Below are 22780 nucleotides of genomic sequence, written 5' to 3' on the forward strand. Positions count from 1 at the left end.
GACTTCAACCGCGATCCCAGCCATTAGCGCGCATAGCAGCCAAACGGGCATGATGGCTCAGGTCTAACTGCATGGGAGTAATTGAGATACATCCCTCATCGATTGCATGAAAGTCCGTGCCTTCTGAGCTATCTTTAGCATCTCCGGCAGCACCAATCCAATAGATGTCATCGCCACGCGGACTCTTCTGAACGACTACGGGCTGCGAGTGATGGCGGTTACCTAAACGGGTGACGCGCCAGCGATAGAGATCGGCGTAAGGACGGTTCGGGATATTGACATTCAATAAAGTTGCGGGGCCTTCACTATGAGCTAGATTGGACACCAGCATTTGAGCGACGATATCGTGGGCAGCTTTAGCGGCATCATCAATTCGATTCCAACCCTTATCGATTTGTGAAAAGGCAATGCCTGGAACACCAAACATGACACCCTCAACTGCTGCAGCAACTGTGCCAGAGTACAAAGTATCTTCACCCATGTTCTCGCCTTGATTGATACCGGAGACCACAAGATCCGGTTTCTCATCCAAAAAGCCGGTCATCGCAATGTGAACGCAATCAGTTGGCGTACCATTAATGAATAAAAAGCCATCGCGCTCACCACCAGCAACGCGGTGAATTGATAGCGGTCGTGAGAGTGTTAATGAGTTAGAGGCGCCACTGTGATTTTGCTCGGGCGCAATGACAGTAACTCGGCCCAATGGGCGAATCGCATTAACCAGCGCCAGAAGACCAGGAGCAAGATAACCATCATCATTTGAAATCAGAATATGGGGCTGTTTTGTATTTTCACTCATGAACTTCAGTACTTTCTTAAAAGGCTTGGGCTTTTACGATCCGATTCAATCTGCGACCCCTGAACCACCCATATATTACTGGTAATACCAGGAGGGTCAGAATAGTCGTCGTCACCATACCACCCACAATGACTAGGGCTAAAGGACGCTGAGCTTCTGAGCCGATCGAATGGGACAAGGCAGCTGGTAGCAGTCCTAGGCCAGACAATGCAGCAGTCATTAGTACTGGGCGAACCCGTAATGAAGCGCCCTCTACCATTACATCCTTCATTTCAGCATGTTCAGTAGCTGCTGTCTTATTAATAAAGGAGATCAAAATGACACCATCCTGAATCGCAATACCAAAGAGCGACAAGAATCCGAAGAAAGCAGAAATACTCAAAGTCTCACCAGCAAGATGCAGAGCAATCACGCCACCGATAGCAGCAAATGGGACATTGATCATCACAATCACAGCATCCCTAAAATTACCAAATGCGCTAACTAATAATAAGAAGATGCCCAATAATGCGAGTGGCACGATCAGCATGAGCTTTTTCTGCGCCTGCTTCATTTGATTGAATTGGCCATCCCAGCTAATAGCGTAGTTTGGTGGCAAGGTAATATTTTTCTCGACGAGAAACTGAGCATCCTCTACAGCACTTCCTAAGTCGCGACCACGAACACTAAACTTAATAGCGATATAACGCTTACCTGCTTCGCGATAAATGAAGAATGGGCCATCACTTAACTGTACAGAGGCAACCATCGATAAGGGGATGGCTGCACCGTTTGGTGCATCTACCAGCAGGCGGCCAATATCTGCAATGTCATTGCGACTACCTTCATTTAAACGAATCGCAATACCAAAGGTCTTCTCATCCTCTAAGAGATTGGTAACGGCAGCCCCACCAATCGCGTTAGCAACAACCGTCTGGATATCATTGACGTTGATACCGTAACGTGCAGCACGTTCCCGATCAATCTGAATATTGAGTGTCGGCTGGCCCAGTTCCTTCAGAATGCCCTCATCTGCGACACCGCGTACTTTTTTGAGCTGAGCAATCACCTCGTGCGCCTTTTGATCTAGGACCTCCAGATCAGTCCCGTAAATCTTGACTGAGTTCTCACCCTTAACGCCGGACAAAGCTTCATTCACGTTATCTTGAATGTATTGAGAAAAGCTATAGGTAATGCCAGGAATCCGATCAAGCTCCTTTTCAAGATGAGCAATTAAGTCTTTTTTACTGGAGCCACTCGGCATCTTGTCGGGACTCTTTAAATACAGGCCATATTCTTGATTAAACACGCCGGTGGAGTCAGTACCATCATCTGGTCGACCGATTTGGGCCGCCACCTTTTCAATCTCAGGCTGCTTTAAGAAAGTCTCGCGCAACTGATTAGCTACCTTAACGGAGTAATCTAAGTCCACAGTATTCGGTAAGGTGACTCGTAACCAAATATTGTTCTCTTCTAGGGTAGGCAGGAATGCTGTCCCTAAGCGGGTCACACTTAATAAAGTCAGACCTAAAACGAATACTGCTACTGAGACTACCGTTAGAGGGCGGTCCATCCATTTTCTCAGCAGAGGCTTATAGGCCTTGAGAAGTTTAGTCATGAACCCTGGTGGCTTATGGTGTAGATTTTCACCAAAGACCAAGGAGATCATGGCAGGCAAGAAGGTCAGGCTAAGAATCATTGCCGCTATCAAGGCAAAACCCATTGTGAAAGCCATGGGCTTAAAGATGATGCCCTCAACTCCACCCATAAAAAATAATGGGGAGTAAGCAACGATGATGATGCCAGTGGAATAAATCATGGCACGCTGTACTTCACTCGTTGCCTGAATGATGCTTTGGTTTAAGCGCTTACCGCCCTCCTCAAGATGTCGCATGACGTTCTCCGTCAAAATGACAGCCGAGTCGACGATCACACCAAAGTCAATAGCACCTAGAGAGATTAGGTTAGCAGGCACGCTCCAGAGATGCATCTGAATAAATGAGACACACAAAGCAAGAGGGATCACTGCGGCTACTACCGCTGCTGCTCGCAAATTACCTAAGAAGAAAAAGAGTACCGCAAGAACTAAGGAGATACCGAAGAACAAGGTGTGCTTAACAGTACCAATAGTGATGTCCAGTAGAACCTGGCGATCATAAAAAGGAACTACTTCAATTCCAGGTGGAAGCACTTGTTTGTTAATGTTTTCAACGGTGTTGCGAACCCTGGCTAATACTTCAGTCGCGTTCTCTCCGCGGCGAAGATAAACAATGCCCTCAACAGAATCTGGATTGTCATTGAACTGGAATAAACCTAAACGAGGCGCATTACCAATTTCTACCCGCGCCACATCACCGATCCGAATAGGTACGCCGTTATGAATGGAGACAACCACCCGCTTGATATCGTCGATATTTTTTAAGAGGCCTACTCCGCGGACCACAAATTGCTGCTCACCACTAGGTAGCAAACCACCGCCTGTATTGCTATTTGCATTGGTTAGTGCAGTAATGAGTTCAGTGACCGTAACCCCTTTTGCCTGAAGACTTTCTGGACTCACAATCACTTGATATTGACGTACCTTGCCACCAAAAGAGGAGACATCAGCCACACCAGGTGTTTGTTTGAGCTCCTTATAGATATCGTAGTTTTGCAGCGTCTTGAGCTGCGTAGAGGAAGCGTAATCCGACTTCACCTCATACCGCATGATTTCGCCAGTCGCATCCGAATCTGGGCTCACACTGGATGTCACCCCAGGTGGAAAACTCACATTCGATAGGCTAGTAATAAAACGTTGCCGCGCCTGAAAGGGATCGGTAGTGTCGTTGAACTTGAGCGTGACAACTGATAAACCAAATAGGGAGACTGAGCGGAAGGCCTGAAGACCCGGAATGCCTGCCAAGGCATTCTCTACTGGAATGGTGACCTGTTGCTCTACCTCGGTAGTGCTTCTACCAGGCCACTGTGAAATTGCCTGAATGGTTAATGGCGCAACGCCAGGGTATGGCTGAATCGGCAACTTGGAGAGACTAAACATTCCCAGGCCTAGCAATACGATCGAGCCCACAATGACAAGCACACGCTTCTCAAGCACACCCCGAATGAAGGAGGTAAATGCGCTCACTTAGTCTTCCTGCTTTGCAAATCGGTCATTTAATAGCACTGCGCCTTGAGCCAAGATGCGGGAACCAGGCTCAACGCCATCGGTAATTGCGAAAGTTTTACTGTTCAAATCATAGCCCTTTACAGGCAAGCGGCGATAGACCTCATCTCCTACTTTAATAATGACGTAACGCATCTCCCGAATACGCACAACTGCGGTTTGTGGCACCACAATTGCATCAGCCATACCGGTTGTGAGCTTAGCTGAGGCGTACATATCTGGACGTAGGAGATCATCATTATTTTCAATCTCTGCACGAACCAATAAAGCGCGGGATTGTGGATCGATCGTTGGCGCAATGTAGTTTGCATAAGCGACAAACTCTTTATCAGGATAGGCCTCTACTTGGAGTACCATTTTTTGACCAGGCTTAATGAAACGAAAATCTTGCTCAAATACATTGCCTAGGAACCACAGTTGCTTAGGATCAGCCAAGGTAGCAATGACATCACCAGAGTTCACGGCCGAACCGGGCTCCACATTGCGCTTAACCACTACACCCTTTAACGGGGAGCGCATGATCAAATTACTTTGCGTTTTACCAGTAGTCTCAATCACCTTAATGTCGCCATCACCAGCACCCAAATTACGCATGCGGTTTGCGGCAGCCTGCTGAGTAATGCGGGCATCGCCCAGCAAGTCGCTCATGGTTTTACTAGATTCTAAAACTTTCGCAGTTTTGGAAGACAGCAAGTACTCCTGCTGTGCAGACATAAATTCTGGGCTGTAAAGCTCTACTATTGGGGAGCCGATGTTGACTTCAGCGCCATCGAATGCATAAATACGCTCTACCCTACCCGGTGCACGCGCGGATATGATTTTGGATTTTTCTGCATTAAATGCAAGACGGCCTGGCACCTTAATATCGACGGGTACCTGAACTTTTTGGGCATCTTGGAAAATATAAATTTCGGGATTCAGTTTTATCCCAGGTAGCTTTAATTCCAGAATGCCGCTCTTCTCTACCTTGAGGGCTTTATCGGATACTTCAATCTTGACATTGCGATGCACATCCGTCAGACGACCCAACACAATACCCAGCGATAAGATGGTGAACGCAACAGCAGCTAAGCGAACGCGCTGACGATTTTGTGGACTTAGATTCCAATACAAGCCGGCAACGCTAGCAAGTGCCACCTGCAATCGATGGCCGCCAAAATGTAGGCCTTTATCGATGACAGGCTTTGCCTTATCAGCGGTCTGTTTTAGAAAAGAAAGAATTTTGTCTTTCAACACTGCTCCTTAAAAGGGTTCTTTGCCAGAAGTCACTAGCAATACTGCTTGCGCTTGCAGAAGATTACTCTCTGCTAGCGCTAATTGAACTTCGAGGCTACGCAATTGGGTTTGCGCTGTCAGCAAGTCATTGAATCCCTGACCGTTATTCGAGTATTGCGTTAAGCCCACCTTGTAGGCAGCGTCTGCCTGGGGTACTTGGCGCTCTTTTAAAAATTGGGTTTGATTCTTAGCCTGCTCATAGGTAGCGTACGCACTATTTACAGCCAAGATGATTTGCTGACGATTAGAAATATTGCCTGCTTCAGCAGCTGCTTGATTGCGCTGTGCTTGCTCTACTCCGTACCTCTCCTTAGTAAAGAAATACAGCGGAATGATGAGGTCTAACTCAAGCTGATAAAACATCGTGCCATTGTTTGCAGAAAAAGGCCCTCTTGGCGTGTATGAAGAACCAATTACCTGAAAGTCAGGTAAGTAGGCTTTCTTGGCCAAATCAACACCCTTGCGGGCAGCCTCTAATTGCAATGTTGAACTCTTTAAAGAGGGATGACTGGTTTCTGCATAGTCCTCTAACTCGATTAAGGTGGGTACGGTATTCATGGCGCGACGCACATCGCCCCGCAAGACCAGCTTTTCTCTCGAGTGGCGACCTACCAAGGTATTAATATTATTGAGTGCCACCTGCAATTGACGCTCAACATTAAATTGATCAGCTTGAGCTGCGCTTTGCGCTACCTGCGCATTGAGATACTCAATATAAGCCGCAGCATTATTAGAGTAACGCGCTTTAGCGACATTCTTAATCATCTCCAAACGCATCACAGATTCTTTTAGAACCTGTAACTGCTTTTGCGATGCTAAGGCGCTGTAATACAAAGTAGAGAGCTGTGCACCCAACTGCAAGTAAGTGGATTCACTTTGGGCCAGTAGAGCCTCTGCATTGGTGTTGGCAATATCGGACGCCAAGCTCTTCTTACCTGGGAACTGGAATGGTTGCGCAACGGATATCGCATTGTTGCTACTTATACCATTGGGATATTGTGGAGATGGCGCATTAGCTCCACCCAATCCTAATGGTGAGTTCGACGGCATGCCTGACCACACCAATCCGACTTGTGGATTGGCTGGTGCATTGATCTGTGGAACAGTTGCCTTGGCAGACAAATAGGATTCGCGCAATGAAGATAACTGCGGGTTATTGAGCTTGAGTTCAGTCCACAGTTGGCGTAAATCCATTTCTGCTGAGCCAGAAGGTGCACCCCTGGTATAGATCTTCGGTGTATTGGTTTGGGTAACCGGTGCAAATAATGACGGAGCAGCGGCAGGCTTAATCTGATTTATAGCCTCATTACTCATTACTGGCGGCGAAGATAGAGAATCTGTGGATAGATTCGTCTGCACAATAACGCTCGCAGGGGATGGTTGCGCAAACACAGGGAAAGCAAAAAACAAAGAGGTGGTAATACAAGCCACCTGCTTTAAGGGGCTTATGGTTTGAGCAATCCGCTTACTAATCTTCAACTGGCCGTGAATCAAGTCGACTGCCTCTTTAAAAAATCTAATAAAGCTGTTTTTTTAGCTCTAAATGTAAATTCCCCTACATTTACTGGGTGTTTAATCATTATAGAGCGTTAGAGGCACTTCTCAATTTATTTTAGATTCTTATCTTATTGATTCTAAAGACAATAATTAAATTAGCCTAGCTTAAAGGACCTAGAATTCAGCATGAATCCTAAAGGACAGGATGTTCACTGGGCCGCGGGCAGAGTTATAGGCTGGATTGATGATGTGCTGAAAGTTCACTCCAGCGAGCACGTTCTTAATGACGTTGGCGTTGTAATAAATCTCGCCAATGCGCTCTGGTGAATAGGAGATGGTTTGACTTGGACTGGCATAGTCACCAATGAAATAAGAAACACCACCTGCCTGAAGATAGCCACGGCGATAACTAGATAAACCGTTTTGCATCATGGAAATACCAACGCTGTCATGGGGGCGCTGCCAACTTGTGCCATTCATACCCATGCCTACCGATATCGAATTATCTACCTCAGTAAACGACATCGTTTCTGTCTGACCATCTGACGTAAAGGCTCGAGCATAGACGCCCAAATTTTTAGTCAATGCCTGCTCACCATGTATACCAATACCAGTCTTGATTTGGTTGCTACTACGGACATTGTTAATGGCTTGCGTACCTTGGGCATTATTTTGAATGACGTAATTCGTTGCATCTTCAAAACGCGCCAAGATCATTTTGTTACGGTAGGCTAAGACGCTGACCTTACCTGGTAAGTCGGCAATATGGTGCTGACGCTCTACTTCAATCTGATCGCCATAGGCATTAAAGATTTGCCAGTTGAGATCACGACCATTGGGCGACTTTGGCGCAAGCATCCGCGAGGCACGCAAGACCCAATTATCGAGATACCACTCCCCTGCTAATCCCCAGCTATAGCCACGCGCATCGGCTGCATAGTCATAAGCCAGATAAGTCATATTGCCCCAGTTCATAAACTGAATGCGGGGGTCTTTGGCATAACGGCTGTCATCAAAGATATCAAGCGTAGAAAACTGACCGCCTGTCAGCACTACCCGATTACTACTCACCGTTTGGGTAATCTGATTAGCCTGATCCTCCAGGACAACCTTATCACCCTCTTGATTAATCGTATGACGAGCAAAGGCCCTTGCAGAATAAAACTTTGCTTGTGCACCCGAAGCTTTACTTCCCTCACCATTGGTAAATCCACCCAAACCTACTAAGCCTGAAAACGGCACTCCAGAAACCACTTCTGGATTGAAATACACATCGGTGTTGGGCGCAATGCGAGCCCCAAGGAATAAAGTACCAGACCAACTGTAGCTCATCGAGCTTTCGGCATTTAAACTATTCTGGCCAGAATAAGGAGAGTTGAAATTCTTATAGCGTTGATTGATATACGTTGTTTGCCCGTGGATATTTACTGGCAATCCAAAGAGCTCTCCTTCAGTGGGAAAGCTCTCAATAGGAGATGCAAATGTAGCAATCTGATCTGAACCAGATCCCGCTTTCTGAGCAAGCGCAGCCGGGCTACAAATTGCAGCTAGCAAGCTCAACAGGAGAAGGTAGGATTTGTGGGTCATTTAGAATTTTAGAAAATACTTGGGCACACCGTGAGACTAAAGCCCGTCAAGAGCGCGGGTGAGATTATCCCCAAAATGTATCAAACTACTTAGAATTTATGTCGATTTAGTGACGATCTTGCCAATCACTGCAATCTACGTGCAGTGAAGCCATCAAACTTTATTGCTTATTAATTAGTTTAATAACCTGTTCTTGAATGATTGGCAGATCCATCTCAATTGTTTTCCAGACAATTTGCAGATCAACCTTGAAGTAGCCATGCGCCAAGGCATTTCTCATCTCGTAAGCAATTAACAATGGCAGATCTGGGTTGCTGCTGGAAAATTCGGGAAAAAGATGATCTATGTTTTTACTGGCTTCACCAATAATCTCAAAATTTCGTATTACCGCGTCCTGAATTAAGTGGCTCTCTAAAAACCCAGTTTCATCAATGTCAGCACAGTAGCCCTGAATTCTATTAATTGCCTGGAGAATATGCTCCAAGTAATCTTGCAACCGCTGGGGATCACGACTCATATTGGCAAGGCTTGGGCAATCACAGAGCTACGAAATTTCTCAGGCAAGGCATTTGGTGTCAAAACATCTACTGGAACACCTAAAAGTTGCTTTAATTTATATCGAATCGCACCTATATCAAATAGAGTGGTCTCTACGGTAGGATCAATCAACACATCTAAATCACTTCCCTCAACGTCAGTACAAGAAGCAACCGATCCAAAAACACGTGCATTGCTAGCATGATGCGCTTCGACAATTGAACGAATTTGAGCTCTGTGAGAGTTCATGGCAGTAGATGGTTTCATAATGGTTGATTATCCGAATTTTTCATCCGAAGATCAATACTTCCGACTTTTCGGCGGATCAAATGATGTTTAAAAGGTATCAGACTGTGGGGCTTGCTTAACAGCCGCCAAATTAATGTTTTTAATTACCTGGTCTATGGGTATTGCCTTAACCCCGCCTCTCCGCATTTCTCTCATGGCCTTATCAGCCAGTTTTAGATCCTCTTGATCTTCAAGTTCATCACGAAATAAATTTACATTAGGTTTTGGGGGCATCTTTTAATTGGTTAGAGAGAATATCTGACTGTGGTGTAGTTAAAAGACGAATGTAGCTCTTTAGCGCATTCATTTCAACGGCAAGAGCAAAAGGGTTTTTAGATAACTACCTTACTTAACGTCTATCCATCAGCGCTCTGGCCAAGGTGCCTGCATCGACATACTCCAACTCACCACCTACTGGAATACCTCTGGCAATTCTGGTGACTTTAATCCCTTTAGCTTTAAGCACTTCACCAATGTAGTGTGCTGTAGCCTCACCTTCGCTAGTGAAGTTGGTTGCCAGCACTACCTCTCTTACGAGAACTCCGGTATCGGGCGCTTCAATCCGATTGAGTAATCGATCAAAATGAATTTCATTGGGACCCATACCATCGAGTGGTGAAATCCGGCCCATCAAGACAAAGTAATTGCCTTTAAAGCTCAATGTCTGCTCCATCATCACTTGGTCGGCCGGTGTTTCTACAATGCAAAGTATTGATGAATCACGGCGATCATCAATACAAGTGATGCAGATTTGGGTTTCTGAGAAAGTATTACAACGGGCGCAATGACCTACAGTCTCAACTGCTTCACCTAATGATTTGGCAAGGATAGCCGCCCCATTGCGATCATGCTGCAGCAGATAAAAAGCCATGCGTTGTGCAGACTTGGGGCCTACTCCAGGCAATACCCGTAATGATTCAATCAAACGACCAAGGGCATCTTGTGGGGCTTCTTGACGTGCCATTAGGATTCTTTACCTAAGGAAATCAAAACGGCAACTTAAATCCAGGAGGCATCGGCATACCAGCAGTCGCTCCAGACATCACTTGGGAATTAGCCGCCTCTACCTGCTTGAATGCTTCCGCATAGGCAGTAACTAATAAATCCTCTAACATCTCGCGATCATCCATTGCACCTGGATCGATCTGTATGCGTTTCATCTCGTGTTTGCCAGAGATAGTGACTTTCACGAGTCCGCCAGCGGCTTGACCAGTGACTTCTAGCGCAGCCAATTGCTCTTGCGCTACCTTCATCTTCTCTTGCATCTGCTGGGCTTGTTTCATCAAACCAGCAAGGCCACCTTTCATCATCGCTTTATTTCCTTGTATCTAATATTGTTAAATCTTGCAATCAAAGAGTCAAAGAGGCTTAACAGAACCACCAACCACTTTGGCTCCAAACTCTTTTTCTAATTGCTGAATAAATGGATCTTGCGCAATCATCTGCTCTGCGTTTTGTCTTTTCTCTTGATGAATCTGGGCATCGACTTTAGCGACTGTCTTGCCTTCAACTTCACCTTTTTCAATCACGACTTTCACTGGCTTACCAAAGTGTGCAGTCAATGCATCGGCAAGACGACCAACGGAGGCTTCTGATGCGAGTTGTGGCATGGGCGTTACCACCGTTGCGCGAATACCTGCTGGAGAGTCACTCCAATCCTGCAACTCCGTCTGAAATGCTAACTGCTGTACCAATCCTTTGACCGGCAACTGGCGCATCAAAGCATGCCAGTCTGGGCGATCTGAGCTGGAGGCTACTGCAGCAGGCTTAGTTGCTGGTGCTGCAACTGGAGCTGCTGGTGCTGCAACCGGAGCTGCTGGTGCAGACCTCGCTGGAGCAGTAGTTTGATTTGCTGGCGCAGCTGGTCTTGGGGAGCTTGCTACTGGAGGTGTTGAGCCCCCTGCTCTGCCGGGAGCTTCATTTCCGGGACGAAAGGCCAGCATACGCAGGAGCGTCATAGCAAAGCCAGTTTGCTCATCCGGTGCGAGTGATAAATCGGGGCGGCTGGTAATACTAATTTGGTAAAAAAGTTGCGCTTCTTCTTTTGTGAGCGCGCTAGCCAAGCGACGAATCTCTGCTGCTTCTGGCCAGTCTTCTAATACTGACTCAGGAACAATTTGTGCGGCGGCGATTTTCTGAATGAGGCTGGATAGATCGGCTAGCGCTAATGAGAAAGACATACTGCGCTCACCCATCTCATTGGCAATTGCCAAAAGTGTTGCTCCATCTTTTGCAATCAATGAATCTAATATTTTGATGAGGTAGGCATCATCAAGAGTACCGAGCATGCCGCGTACCGCTTCTTCAGATACTTTGCCGGCTGCATAGGCGATTGCTTGATCAGTCAGTGATAGCGCATCACGCATAGAGCCTTGCGCTGCTTTTGCTAAAACACGGAGTGCATTGGTTTCAGAGTCAACTTTTTCTGCGGCGAGTACTTTTTCTAAATGCTCAACGATGAGTGATACAGGCATTTGCTTGAGATTGAACTGCAGGCAACGGGACAAAATGGTGACGGGGATCTTTTGGGGATCGGTAGTTGCCAGTATGAACTTCACATGTTCAGGCGGCTCTTCAAGCGTTTTGAGCATGGCATTAAAGGCATGATTGGTGAGCATGTGCACCTCGTCAATCATGTAGACCTTGTAACGCGCATTGCTTGGGGCGTAGGCTGCCTTCTCTAATAGAGCAGCAATGTCATCCACCCCGCGATTGCTCGCAGCATCCATCTCAATGTAGTCAACAAAGCGTCCTGCATCAATTTCCAGGCAGGCCGGGCATTTTCCACAAGGTTCTGAGGTCATGCGACCTTGGCCATCTTCCCCGGTGCAATTGAGGGCTTTGGCCATAATTCGGGCGATTGTGGTCTTTCCGACCCCGCGAGTGCCTGTAAAGAGCCAAGCGTGGTGTAGTCGACCCTGGTCCAAGGCATGGGTTAATGCCTTAACCACATGGTCTTGTCCTACCAATTGGGAGAAAGTTTTAGGGCGCCACGAACGGGCTAAAGCCAATGCTGTCATGCATTACATTCTAACAAGCTAAAATGGAATTGGATGGGCCTCCCCGCATGGCGGTTTGGATAACCTGGTCAGGTCGGGAACGAAGCAGCCAAACCCAATTCTGTCAGTGCCGGGGGTTGGGCTCATCCACCTTCCCTTTAGATTTAAGACCCCGAAGTTAGCTTTTCCAGTTCGTTAATGGGTAAAGTGGCTTTTTCAGCCTCATCTAACTCATTAAGAATTGCCAGCAACCTCGGAAGGTGGCGCTATCACACCCTCTCAAAATGCGGTACATCCACAAACCCCTTAAAGTTACCGCCCCACCTATTTTTAGAGTTTAGGCTTTCCCAATGCTCACCCACTGTTCGAATAAGTTCTTTGTCCCAAACTAGCTTTCCATTCCAAAAGAAGTTCAGGTCAATAGCGCAACGTCTTAAATGATGACTATGCATAGTCTTTGATCTGCCAGTCTTGAAATAAATCTCTTGTTGCTCTGCGGAGCGCCAAAGCTCCCCACCGGTCAGAACCCAGCCCTTGTTCGTGGCAAATTGAATCAGATTACAAACATCTATTAAAAATGCAGCTTGTTCTTCGACTAGGTTAGTTTTTATTGTGCTCATTAAATACCTTCCTCATGTCGAGGGGCGCTCATGCGAATTTCAAAGATCTTCTCCACCGACCTGCCCCCAAAATAAGCCAGCATGACTAATTGCCCCCACTCACCCAAAAGGTGCACATAAGCTTCATTGATATCAATGCCCATGGCTGATAACAATGCAAATAATAGGTATGCAGTGAGAATGTAGACCAATGTCCCAGGACGGATGTTCTTTGATAGCCTGGAATCACTCACCATGTCAGATTGCCAGCGGTTGGTGGCATTGTCTTGCGAAGCTCGATGCATCTCAGCAAGAAGTTTGGATTCCTCAATCTCAAGCTCTTTTTGCTTAAGCGTGTATTGCAAGAGTAATTGCTCTTGCTCGATTTCAAGCTGTTTAAGTCTAATCAGGTCTTCTTGATTGGGGTTGTCCGGAATGCGAACCCCAGTCTTTTTCTCAATAAACTCTTTGCCTTTTGCCTGAACGGCTCCTGCCAATAGGCCAAGACCATTTACGGCCAAAGTTTGTACTAGTGATGTAAATATAGGAAGCATAGGATTATTTTTTGAATAATGACAAATGATTTAAAAATTGCAGCGCTTTACTAGATCAAGCTTTTTTAATGCGAAGACTTAAGTTGGCAATGTGAGGGAGCGCAATAAATACGCCCCTACATATACACACCCACAAATACACCCACATACATTCACGACAACATCACAGTTAAATTAGGGTTGCCAATAAAAGCTTCTTTCTACTAACGCTTGCTTCCTTTCTGAGCCTCAGAAATCTCAAGCTCAAATGTTTTACCTTTTTTATCCTGCTTACTGGGACTAGTGGCGCCGCCTCCCTCTTCCATTAATCCCATTACGATTTCCATCAGGCGATCACCATCATCTTCGCCAAAGACTTTAGCCACGACTTCATGACCATACTTAGCGCAGAGTCTGTCGTACTCTTGCTCCGGAGTAATGGTGGTCTTTGATGGCCGCTCGAACACCGTGACGTTCTCGCGCCCAAAGAGGTTTCGAAGGATATTGGTCTCATATGGCGGTACATGTACATGAATTGTTGTGAAGGCATCCCTACGCACTACCGCTTCCACCTCCTTAATTTGGAAGTCGCTATGAATAAGCTCTTTGTGATTCATGCTGTTATTCATTCACCTCTCCTTATTGAATGGCTAATACCGCATGGGCATTAGCTCGTGAGATGGATAAAGCACAGCGTAAGTTCACCATGGCGTACATAGCGAGCGTATCGTGCGGACGGATTGGGGCAACAATGTCTAGATCATCATCCCGAAGCTTCATAAAGCGGGTATTGAGGAAATAGCAGCGCTTACTCCACTCCACTGTTCTATTGGCCATGGCATCGAGCTCATCAAACTGCGGATCCCAGATAATTTCCACCCCTTTGAAGGCAAGACCAGTATTTACGCCTGCACCTACGCCAGCATCGATGTACTTGGTCTCACCCGATCCAGCGATATGAGTCACTGTGACTTGCTTGCGATAGGTATCAATGAACTTACCCCCAGCGATGATGAAATCAGGGCTACCGCCATTTTTAATACATTGACGCCATGCAGTCTCCATCTCACCTACCAAGCTACCTGGCGCTGTTGAGGCGATCTCTTTGACGGCGTAGTTACGCCAGTAGCTTGCTTTGGCTCGATCGATACCACCAACTGTGCCGGCATCTGGTGCAAGGCTCACTAAGCTATCTAAACCTACTAAGGCATCGGCACCGTGCGAGCCGTCGCGGTGTAACTCTAGGTCCAGCTTATTGAGGAAGCCTTCTCGTAGGACCTCTAACTGCTCATCTAAGAGATTAATCAGCTGTACGCGTTCGTTGTATTCCAATTGAAAGCCTCGCGCCCCACCCTCACGTACTTTGATGCCATTGCTAAAAAGCCGGTCATAGTCGATGTAAAGACCATCTACCGCCCTTCGCCATGGGAAGGAGGCTTGCTCAGTCGTATTGCGTTTATTGAACTTGACCGTCTCCTCTCCAAATGCCCAGCTAAAGTTACTGCCGTGTTCTTTACGGATGTTCTCGACTACGTTCTGCTTTGCGCCTAATAAACTTTTGCGCCCTTCCATGAGTTTTTTAAGGAAAGGTCTCTCTACGGCGATTTGATCGACTGGTAGATTGCGCAAGTACTCATCTAAGGAAACCTTAGCTAACTCTTGCAAATCTGTATTTGAAATTGGCATATGCCACCCCATCAATAGTTATTTAAGAAATTGGTTGGCTTCAATACCTAGTGATCGAGCGTGAACCCATCCATTGCTACGCTACTAGGCGCTACTCTAGCTTTAACGCGCTGGTGTGAAGCAGCAGTCAGAGTGTTTAACTCTCACCGCATGAATTAATTATTACGTTGATTAGCGGAGGGATTGGATATTTCTGGGGTTTTTTATTGGTCGATGATCTGTGGCAAGAATGCACCTTCTTTTGAAGATGCATTCTCTCGGCTTGCCTAATGAAGAACTAAATTCCCATATTGCCTAGATGCTGGGCTATGCGATCCATTGGATTCCCAGAGCTTGCAACTGGTGCTCCTAGGGTTGAGGTTCTTGCCCGAATAGGTTGAGGACGATGATGAGCAATCGGTTTGACGTTTGCAAAGCTTGGCTCTGGCCTCTCTATTGCTTCATAAATTGATTCAATCATGGTTTGCCACTGCTCAGGTTGATTATTTTGCACAAACACCTGCATATAGAACGGGTCTGACATATATTTGTTAAAACAAACCGCCTTATCAATATGATCGATTTCGTCTGAACGGGTATTCAAAAAATTGATCATCTGTAGCTTTGCTTCGGAAACCAATTCTGAGGGGTTTTTCTTGGCATTACTCAGAGTCATGACATTACCTACCAAGTTACTTTCTATTTCGAACTTACGAATAGTCTCTTGTAAGCTCACCACGGTAACTTGCAAATCCTCAACTTGTTTTTCGAGGTCTCGCTTCTCATTGATGATCTTTTGGATCCGCTCACGCCCACGCTTTGACTTGATATTTTCAAGCGCTGCCTCCTTTTCTTCACCATTGGTATCAGGGCTCGAATCCCCAAGCCCAAGATTGATCATCCGGTTGATGAACTCCTGGGCTGTTTCAACCTGAATGGCTGGTAGTGGAAGAGCATCTACGGTGAGGGCTACTGGTGCAGGCATGAGTTCGCCCAAATCATGGGCCTGAGGCTCTGCGTTACTTTCCAATACAGGAATGAAAGTCGGCACATAGACTTCACCTTTTACTGGCGTAAATATAGGCTCTTCCTTCACATCCTCAGACTCGCAAAGCTCCTCACCCTCTTCAAGATCTTCAGAAATCTGCAAAAGCGATATGCTAGGCTTGGAATCTTTACTTAGATCGTCAAGCAAGTTGGTAGCTGGGCTCTTGCGATCTGCCTTTTGAGCTTGATTCTGAGTTTGCTTCTTCGCGTTCTGAATTTCAGCCTCTTGATCTCTCAAGAGTCGTTGTGCTGCAGTCTTCTTGGCCGCCTCCTCGTCAGCGAGTTTTTGAGTCTTTGCCTTTTCAAGCAATTTAATGGCGCGCTCTTCCCTTTCTTTACTGCGCCTTGCAGCAACTTCAGCCGCATGTTTCTCATAAGCTTCTTTTTCAAGGCGTTCGCGCTCGTTCTTGGCCTCCCTATCTTGAACTCTCTGAATCGAGCCACCGTTTGTCAGCACTTCAGACTTAAAGCCCTTTACTTCATTCGCCACTTGCGTCATTGCCTGTCTCCTCTTTTAATGAATTTCCTTCGTTATCTGTCTGCATATCTACTCTTTGCCTGCAACCGGAGAACCAATTGCCTCCTAAATTGGGGTCGTCAGCACGTGACCATCCCTCCGCTTGCTTTTCTACATTCGGTATAAATAGATTGGAATCGATGCGATCGTCATACCGCAAGAGGGTCTCTTGTAGGAGATTACGGATATGCTCGTAATCCATTCCTCTGGCTTGTAGGTTCTGAATCTGAATTGATAGATTCGTAATCATGGGTAGCACTTTGAGCCAACCCTCTTTTTCTTCTACGCCATCCTGCGCACCGGTAGTACCCGCTCTGATGCGCAGATCAACCATGTCAAAAATGCGTCCCTTTGTAAGACGTGGCCAGTCATAGGTTTTCTCTTGGGTCGTCGTAAGCTTGCCTTCAACTAGGGTAGTTCTGGTAATGGGTGCTCCCATATAGCGCTCTACCTGTTCTTTGGTCAGCTCTTGGAGAAGGACTTGGGCACTGTACTGCGCTATCTCTTGGAGCCAATCCTCAATCTGGTCTTTGAATTCAAATACCCGTCCTGATAAGGCCCTTTGCAAGATATTGGCTTCGGTAGCGGTCTTAGGCCGGACAACGGTAGAGCGTGCGGCATCTTGTAAACCAGTGACTTGCTCCCAGTCATAGCGCACGGCACTGGTGTCATACACAATGGGGTCGATCTTGGGGTGACCCCGAGGAATGATGACTTGGTTGAGAGGCTTACCTTCGGTATCCACAATGGTGATTTCTCCAAAGCGGGAGTCTGCGTGTTTCTTGATGGTTTTTTCATTGATATCAGCAGAAGCTACCCAACCCGGTATGCACAGGTCTCGGTGTTGATTAAAACGGTCTCTGGCTTCGTTGTGCTCTTCTTGCAAGCGCTCTGTCAGATCTACAAGGCTTGGGCCAACGAACTGTCCATCTACAACTTGGTAAGGCAATAAGAAGAATGGGTACCAACGCTCTCCTACCTTTGGTGGTGAATAGGGTTCACGTAACCATTCTGTAGCACCCTCCACCATCGTATATACCCGCTGGGTAGTTCTATCCCAGATCTCTAAAACGGCTATTTGCTGATCGTCTACTACTGGGGCAGATTTAGCATCTAGGTTCATTGAGGCTAAGCGTCTAGTTTTCCTATGGGAAGTTTCACCTTGGCCTGGTTGGTAAATCTTGGCATTAGCTAGGTTCTTTTTGTAGAGCGCCTCTGCTTGACCACGCTTCATTGGGATGATTTGGCAAATCCAGTCTGCATCGGTGTAGTCCCAGAACTCACAGATGGAGGGGTCGATGAGTAGGTTTTCAGTGAGGACTCTATCGATTACCAAGCCTTCAGCAGACTGCACCTCGGATTGCTCTAGTAGTGACTTAATGAGCTCTTCTAACTCAGCCCGCTTAGCATCATGATGACTTTGGTCTGTATTAGCATCCTTTTCTTGAAGATCTCGTACTAGCTCTTCTATAGCAAGGAGGTTTTCTTGGGCATCGTTAATACGACCTTGTATATAACCATCCCGACCTGGATCTCGTTGATACATCACTTTAAGAATCCCAAAACTACAGGTCAAAGCCGCTCTAACAGTAGACTTAGCCCGATTTTTAAGCTGGGCATGCTCTAGCGCTCTATTGGTAACCTTCTCTAATGTTTTGCAAAAGAGTTTGATATCTGCGCCGCTATGGGTGGGCGTTGTCGATATCTCTGGGTTACGTGCATAGACGTTAGGCAGAACTGCGGAGATGGTGCCATGAATGAGGTTGGCTCGAAGACTGTAGAAGTCTTTGCCAGTAGGGTCGGCATTCCAATTGAAGCCAGCTACAGTATTGCGATTGTGTCTTACGCGCTTATGAAAGGATGACCAGTGGGCTCGCGCATGAGTGATGCGGGCGGTCCATTTTTGTTGAAGGGCTTTGGAGTTTTGGGGCACTCCCCATTTATAAATCGCTCGCTCTTTGCTCGTGAATTTATTTAGGATAAATTCATTAGTGCGTCAGCTATAGGATGAAGAGCAGACATCCTCATGTCACAATCCAACAGGCACTAGTCGACCCATTGCAGACGTAGCAATCCAAAGACCGGTTACCCAATAGCAGACATCTCAGCGTATCCAACCCCCATCCCTAATGATCACTTAAATGACGGTCTGTCAATTGGCAATGGTCGGGGTTGGGCCCGGTCTATTTTCTTTGCTAACGACAATATTGACTTATTTGTAGCCGTGAAAAACGGAGAGTCGGCGAACCGCATTGCGTTCAGAAGAGTAGGACGCAAGGATCATTGTCTGGCGTGAGAATCGTAGTAGTCCTCTTACCTCGTGTGATGCTCACACGCATGTTCTGCCTAGACTGACTGTCGGCGTTCTTGCGGTCGTTCCCGCGCACAATACGGTCTGGGTTGGCGATAATCTCTTTATTGACGTATCTGGGCCAGCCTTCAAAGATTATTACCTCGTCAAACTGCTTTCCTTTTGCCTTGTGCATGTTCATCACAATCACTCCCTGTTCAGGCTTGGATTGTGTTGAGAAGTGTTCCCGCACAAATGCTTGTTGCGTGATGGCTAAAGCGTCTTTGTAACCCCCAAAGTCACGCCAGTTTTTAGACAAATCCTGCCGGAGCTGTGTTCCACGTTCAAGAAGTCTGATATTTCTGACTTCAATCGCTATGCTTTTGAGGCGGGTACACGGGCCACCATCAAGAGCTTTTCTGATTGAGACCCAGTCTTTCTCAGGATCGCCCGTAAAAACTGCGGCGCAAGCTGCCTCGTAGCTAGCAACCATCGCCACAGCGATGCTGTTTGCAGGAACTGCTTGACCAGCCGACTTCTTCTCACGGTACTTCGCAAATGCCTTCCTGATGGAGTCAGCTTTTGCAAGGTCAGTCTTTGAGGGGTCATCACCACCCTTGCCACGGAAGTAGTTGCAAATCAAATCGATGAATCCCTCCAAATGAAAGAGACTCGGCGGCTGAAGTAGGTAAGAAACTACTTCTGCAGCGAGGATCGCCGCGTCGAGGTCTATTGAGGCCATATGGTGAATCGGTGTCAACTTTTCAGGGGGCTCCCGAAAAGCGTCGGAAACAAGCCTAGTCATTTTCTTCGTCGGTACCAACACGGCGAGAGACCATCCTTTTTGGTTTGAGGCAACAAGACGCTTTCTTATGGCGTAAGTCGTCGTCATAAGCGTGGCAAGGGCCTGATTCTCATTCGCCGGGTAAGTGTTGACCTCGATGCCAACGTATTCATTCTTCGTGAATTTTCCCTTGAGCACATCATTGCCAAAGAGGAGGATGTCAGTACCGTTGCTTCGGTGGTTGTCACCCTGCATATCAACCTCAGTGTGCATAAACTCCATACGAAATTGATCGAGCCGTGCGGGGTCTGCTCCAATCCAATCGTAAATTCTTTGTTCGGGATCAGCAAGGGCCATCAAGGTCGCCTCTCTGCCGAGTTGCCGAACCACTCGCCACTGGTCGGCATTTGTGTCCTGGAATTCGTCCAACACAATCAGTGGATAGCGTATTGCAATAAGCTTACGAAGTCTGTCGCTGCGCTCTAGAAGTTCAGCAACATAACGCGCGAAGAGATCAAAGCTGACTCGGCCTTCATTTCTAGCCTGGCGCTCACGTTCCTTCTGCAGCTGAGCTCTTTTATCAATCTTTTGCTCCGAGGTTAGCTTTTTCTCGGCCTCGAATGAATTTCGGATGTTCGAAAGGGCTATGGCCTCACCAGCGGGCGTAAGTATGGCCAGCGAGCGCGGCAAGCCGAGCAGATAGCCGTGTGCGTTTAGCAAACGCCAGAAGAACGAATGGTAGGTCTCGACATGGATCCGCCGCTTGATCACAGGATCTATGTCGTGTTCATTCTCAATAGCTTCGATCACCCGGCTGATCGTTGCTCGCGCGAAACTCAGAAACAAAATTTCCTGGCTCGGTCGTAGCCTGGTCTCGGCAGCCTGTGCAGCTTTAAGGATTGAAATAGTCGTTTTCCCAGAGCCAGGTCCTCCTGCGACTAGAAGATGGCCTTCAGCGGCAAATATCTGCTTTTGCTTCTCAGAGAGCTTCATTGCCATCGCCTGGTTCTCCTCCTGGCGACACATCGGCTGCAAAAGACAAAGGAGCAGGTGGCGTGCACAGTTCTTTCAAGTGGATGCAGGCATCGCGAATCCATTGAGGAATCTCGTCCTCACTGCACTGGGCCAGATAATCGGCAACTCCCAAGTCCGCCTTCGTCTTGCCGAAGTAGTCACTCAGAGCATCGATGATGTTTGTTTTTGGGTCTGGATACTTCTGGAGCAGGTCCTGAGGCCACTGGATCAGGTCAGAGAACCTCTCCATTGCGGCTTTGGGGGTGTTCTTGAGTACGAGATTTTCAATACCCTTTTCCCCGTGCATGTACAAATGTTCGACCTGAGCCTCAATCAGGGCCTTCGCAGGAGCATCTTGTAGGTCGCAAAGGGCGAATGTCCGTTTGCCAATAGCTTTGTAAAGTCTTGCCATATCAGGGATATTGCCATCACCATCGGCATTCACGATGCAGACACCAAGCGCCTCAATGGAAGAATAGGTCTCGGGCTTGAGTTCTGCGAGTCTCCGGCATGCAACCGGGAACGAATCAGATTCTGTCGCTCCTTCAGCTATTAGGACTCGTCGCGCAAGCAGCCCCTCGCAGAATCTTTGCCGAAATTGTTGCCGATACCGTTTCAACTTCACACTGTCTGGGAGTACAACCTCCGCCTGCTGAAGTTCCCCGGCCGCGTTGCGCGCCAGAACAATCGTCTCAGTCAGCGCAAACTCTTCTAGCACATAGGGCGAGTGTGAGGTGAACAGCGTTTGTGAGGCAAGCTTGCGGACCTCATGGATAATAGTTTTCTGCGCGTAAGGCGGGATGGCCGTCTCCGGCTCCTCCATTGCGAAGATGACGTTCTGCTTGTCTTCGGCAATCTGAGACAACATAGCAAGGACCAGCATGTTGATCGTTCCTGTTCCTTGACGGTAGAAGGGGGCGGCGTGGTCACCTTCACCTGTTGCGATGAACGCGGTGATGACTTTTCGTAAATGTTCACGGGTCAGATTTGAGACTTTTAGATGAGGCTCTACTCCCCACTCTTTTGGAACGTACTTCTTCAACGCCGTGTTGATGCTCTTCAGCACACCTGATATGCCTAGTGCTGGGTCTTCAGCTACCGAGAATGACGCCAGGTTCTCGATTGCACCCTCCCACATCTGCGGACGTACTTCCTTCAGGCGCAGGATGATGTCGAGCAGGCTTCCTCGTTCAAGACTTAGCGCACGTGAACCAGTGCGCACTGAACGTAGATAGAGGAAGCCACAGACCTGCTTATCCTTCTTGTTAAATGACACTGGCGAACCGCCGGTAATCGAACTTGCGTAGTATGTCTTTCCTTCAAAATCGTCTTCCTCTGGGTCATAGTGGCCCAAGAACGTGACACGCAGGGCATGCGTTATGTTTGCAGCGTCCACACCTTCCGGCACAGCATCGCTGTAAAGTTTTTTCTGTTTCGAGTCCCAGAACTCGACATAGTCGCCAAACCGCGCCTGCTGCTCCCCCGTTAGGTCAATGATAGTCACTTCAATATTGATCATTAGGGCCTCCTTCGGAGCCACTTCCTCCCCTGCAGCCTCTCCTTTTGCGCCTTCGGCACCAAGTGCACCTGGTGCGTCAACTGCGACGATAGGCTGGGCAGCCCCTATGTTTTTGGTGTGGTACTGCCCTCGATAGAAGTCATGCTCATCAATTGGGGGAGTGCGATTCAGCCTGTCCGGACCAAGTGTCAGGTCTAGGGCTTCCAAAACTGTCGTCTTCCCCGTATTGTTATCACCGAGCAGAACGGCGTGTTGGGAGAAAAAGAGGGAGGCCTCTTTGACGCCTCGGAAGTTCTGGATATGAATGTGTGCGACCTGCATGAGCTCATCCCTTTTGATATTGTGAAAGCGAATGTGCCCCGCCTATCTTTGAGATAGTTTGGTTTATTTGAGCGACTCGTGTCAAGGCATTTTGCAGCTTAGTCAAACGGCAGACCGGAAGTTGGGTTCTGTCAACCAACGGGCTATGTAGGTGTGGATACTATTACGCCCCATTCTAGTTGACCTTTTCTAAGACGTACCACCTACCGCACATTGAACTCAGCATATCGTCATCAACTGAGCTATTCAGTTAGCCAAGGTTCAGGGACATGCGTGCACTAAATCTAGATCTATTGAAACCAGGGTGCAACAGTGAGCTCCGACCTCGGCAGTTCCAACACGTCGCCAGATAACTGCCGTTCGCGAA

19 protein-coding genes and 1 other RNA gene are annotated in these 22780 nt (G+C 47.4%); 1 reads left to right on the forward strand and 19 read right to left on the reverse strand.

What is annotated here, in order from left to right:
* Positions 1-4: 4 nt before the first annotated feature.
* From surE to dnaX, 11 genes are all read right to left on the reverse strand, one after another.
* Positions 5-799, reverse strand: a complete 795-nt coding sequence (surE, locus tag DN92_RS06410; RefSeq protein WP_173960457.1) for a 5'/3'-nucleotidase SurE — start codon at positions 797-799, stop codon at positions 5-7.
* A gap of 16 nt (positions 800-815) precedes the next feature.
* Positions 816-3902, reverse strand: a complete 3087-nt coding sequence (locus DN92_RS06415; protein ID WP_173960458.1) for an efflux RND transporter permease subunit — start codon at positions 3900-3902, stop codon at positions 816-818.
* Positions 3903-5174, reverse strand: a complete 1272-nt coding sequence (locus DN92_RS06420; RefSeq protein ID WP_173961283.1) for an efflux RND transporter periplasmic adaptor subunit — start codon at positions 5172-5174, stop codon at positions 3903-3905.
* Positions 5175-5183: 9 nt separating this feature from the next.
* Complete coding sequence (locus tag DN92_RS06425; protein ID WP_254598266.1) at positions 5184-6710, reverse strand: TolC family protein; 1527 nt, start codon at positions 6708-6710, stop codon at positions 5184-5186.
* A 177-nt stretch (positions 6711-6887) separates the two neighbouring features.
* Positions 6888-8300: a carbohydrate porin gene (locus DN92_RS06430; protein ID WP_173960459.1), complete on the reverse strand. Its 1413-nt coding sequence runs from the start codon at positions 8298-8300 to the stop codon at positions 6888-6890.
* A 160-nt stretch (positions 8301-8460) separates the two neighbouring features.
* Positions 8461-8817 carry a HepT-like ribonuclease domain-containing protein gene (locus tag DN92_RS06435; protein ID WP_173960460.1) on the reverse strand — a complete coding sequence of 119 codons (357 nt, stop codon included), beginning with the start codon at positions 8815-8817 and terminating at the stop codon, positions 8461-8463.
* A complete protein-coding gene (locus DN92_RS06440) occupies positions 8814-9104 on the reverse strand; it encodes a nucleotidyltransferase family protein (protein WP_173960461.1) in 291 nt (96 codons plus the stop codon). The genes DN92_RS06435 and DN92_RS06440 overlap by 4 nt, the downstream gene beginning before the upstream one ends.
* 69 nt (positions 9105-9173) lie before the next feature.
* On the reverse strand, positions 9174-9359 hold the full coding sequence (locus DN92_RS06445) for a hypothetical protein (protein ID WP_173960462.1): 186 nt from the start codon (positions 9357-9359) through the stop codon (positions 9174-9176).
* A 115-nt stretch (positions 9360-9474) separates the two neighbouring features.
* A complete protein-coding gene (gene recR / locus DN92_RS06450; RefSeq protein ID WP_173960463.1) occupies positions 9475-10089 on the reverse strand; it encodes a recombination mediator RecR in 615 nt (204 codons plus the stop codon).
* Positions 10090-10111: 22 nt separating this feature from the next.
* Positions 10112-10435, reverse strand: coding sequence for a YbaB/EbfC family nucleoid-associated protein (locus DN92_RS06455; RefSeq protein WP_173960464.1), 324 nt, complete (start codon positions 10433-10435; stop codon positions 10112-10114).
* A 48-nt stretch (positions 10436-10483) separates the two neighbouring features.
* Positions 10484-12145 (reverse strand): DNA polymerase III subunit gamma/tau, encoded by a 1662-nt coding sequence (gene dnaX, locus DN92_RS06460; RefSeq protein WP_173960465.1) that lies wholly within the window; start codon positions 12143-12145, stop codon positions 10484-10486.
* Positions 12146-12177: 32 nt separating this feature from the next.
* Here dnaX and ffs point away from each other — a divergent pair.
* Positions 12178-12275, forward strand: an RNA gene (gene ffs, locus DN92_RS06465) — signal recognition particle sRNA small type.
* A 118-nt stretch (positions 12276-12393) separates the two neighbouring features.
* On the opposite strand, the gene DN92_RS06470 is transcribed toward ffs, so the two are convergent.
* The 8 genes from DN92_RS06470 to DN92_RS06505 all read right to left on the reverse strand — a co-directional run bounded on the left by DN92_RS06470 (position 12394) and on the right by DN92_RS06505 (position 22413).
* Complete coding sequence (locus DN92_RS06470) at positions 12394-12744, reverse strand: M15 family metallopeptidase (RefSeq protein WP_173960466.1); 351 nt, start codon at positions 12742-12744, stop codon at positions 12394-12396.
* Complete coding sequence (locus tag DN92_RS06475; RefSeq protein WP_173960467.1) at positions 12744-13277, reverse strand: hypothetical protein; 534 nt, start codon at positions 13275-13277, stop codon at positions 12744-12746. Before DN92_RS06475 ends, DN92_RS06470 begins: the two co-directional genes overlap by 1 nt.
* A gap of 203 nt (positions 13278-13480) precedes the next feature.
* A complete protein-coding gene (locus tag DN92_RS06480) occupies positions 13481-13885 on the reverse strand; it encodes a hypothetical protein (RefSeq protein ID WP_173960468.1) in 405 nt (134 codons plus the stop codon).
* 10 nt (positions 13886-13895) lie between these two features.
* Positions 13896-14942 (reverse strand): phage major capsid protein, encoded by a 1047-nt coding sequence (locus tag DN92_RS06485; RefSeq protein ID WP_173960469.1) that lies wholly within the window; start codon positions 14940-14942, stop codon positions 13896-13898.
* A 277-nt stretch (positions 14943-15219) separates the two neighbouring features.
* Positions 15220-16467: a hypothetical protein gene (locus DN92_RS06490; RefSeq protein ID WP_173960470.1), complete on the reverse strand. Its 1248-nt coding sequence runs from the start codon at positions 16465-16467 to the stop codon at positions 15220-15222.
* Positions 16448-18418 (reverse strand): hypothetical protein, encoded by a 1971-nt coding sequence (locus tag DN92_RS06495; RefSeq protein WP_173960471.1) that lies wholly within the window; start codon positions 18416-18418, stop codon positions 16448-16450. The genes DN92_RS06490 and DN92_RS06495 overlap by 20 nt, the downstream gene beginning before the upstream one ends.
* Positions 18419-18743: 325 nt before the next feature.
* Positions 18744-20558 carry a UvrD-helicase domain-containing protein gene (locus DN92_RS06500; RefSeq protein WP_254598267.1) on the reverse strand — a complete coding sequence of 605 codons (1815 nt, stop codon included), beginning with the start codon at positions 20556-20558 and terminating at the stop codon, positions 18744-18746.
* Positions 20539-22413, reverse strand: coding sequence for an ATP-dependent nuclease (locus DN92_RS06505; RefSeq protein ID WP_173960472.1), 1875 nt, complete (start codon positions 22411-22413; stop codon positions 20539-20541). The genes DN92_RS06500 and DN92_RS06505 overlap by 20 nt, the downstream gene beginning before the upstream one ends.
* Positions 22414-22780 lie beyond the last annotated feature (367 nt).

Source organism: Polynucleobacter arcticus (genome assembly GCF_013307205.1).
Classification (GTDB): Bacteria; Pseudomonadota; Gammaproteobacteria; order Burkholderiales; family Burkholderiaceae; genus Polynucleobacter; species Polynucleobacter arcticus.

What these genes read in the sequence shown, in the direction of transcription:
- DN92_RS06485 (WP_173960469.1), bottom strand. Translation starts at nt 14,942, where the DNA reads ATGCCAATTTCAAATACAGATTTGCAAGAGTTAGCTAAGGTTTCCTTA.
- DN92_RS06430 (WP_173960459.1), bottom strand. Translation starts at nt 8,300, where the DNA reads ATGACCCACAAATCCTACCTTCTCCTGTTGAGCTTGCTAGCTGCAATT.
- DN92_RS06490 (WP_173960470.1), bottom strand. Translation starts at nt 16,467, where the DNA reads ATGACGCAAGTGGCGAATGAAGTAAAGGGCTTTAAGTCTGAAGTGCTG.
- DN92_RS06500 (WP_254598267.1), bottom strand. Translation starts at nt 20,558, where the DNA reads ATGGCAATGAAGCTCTCTGAGAAGCAAAAGCAGATATTTGCCGCTGAA.
- recR (WP_173960463.1), bottom strand. Translation starts at nt 10,089, where the DNA reads ATGGCACGTCAAGAAGCCCCACAAGATGCCCTTGGTCGTTTGATTGAA.
- DN92_RS06475 (WP_173960467.1), bottom strand. Translation starts at nt 13,277, where the DNA reads ATGCTTCCTATATTTACATCACTAGTACAAACTTTGGCCGTAAATGGT.
- DN92_RS06445 (WP_173960462.1), bottom strand. Translation starts at nt 9,359, where the DNA reads ATGCCCCCAAAACCTAATGTAAATTTATTTCGTGATGAACTTGAAGAT.
- DN92_RS06455 (WP_173960464.1), bottom strand. Translation starts at nt 10,435, where the DNA reads ATGATGAAAGGTGGCCTTGCTGGTTTGATGAAACAAGCCCAGCAGATG.
- DN92_RS06435 (WP_173960460.1), bottom strand. Translation starts at nt 8,817, where the DNA reads ATGAGTCGTGATCCCCAGCGGTTGCAAGATTACTTGGAGCATATTCTC.
- surE (WP_173960457.1), bottom strand. Translation starts at nt 799, where the DNA reads ATGAGTGAAAATACAAAACAGCCCCATATTCTGATTTCAAATGATGAT.
- dnaX (WP_173960465.1), bottom strand. Translation starts at nt 12,145, where the DNA reads ATGACAGCATTGGCTTTAGCCCGTTCGTGGCGCCCTAAAACTTTCTCC.
- DN92_RS06505 (WP_173960472.1), bottom strand. Translation starts at nt 22,413, where the DNA reads ATGCAGGTCGCACACATTCATATCCAGAACTTCCGAGGCGTCAAAGAG.
- DN92_RS06480 (WP_173960468.1), bottom strand. Translation starts at nt 13,885, where the DNA reads ATGAATAACAGCATGAATCACAAAGAGCTTATTCATAGCGACTTCCAA.
- DN92_RS06470 (WP_173960466.1), bottom strand. Translation starts at nt 12,744, where the DNA reads ATGAGCACAATAAAAACTAACCTAGTCGAAGAACAAGCTGCATTTTTA.
- DN92_RS06440 (WP_173960461.1), bottom strand. Translation starts at nt 9,104, where the DNA reads ATGAAACCATCTACTGCCATGAACTCTCACAGAGCTCAAATTCGTTCA.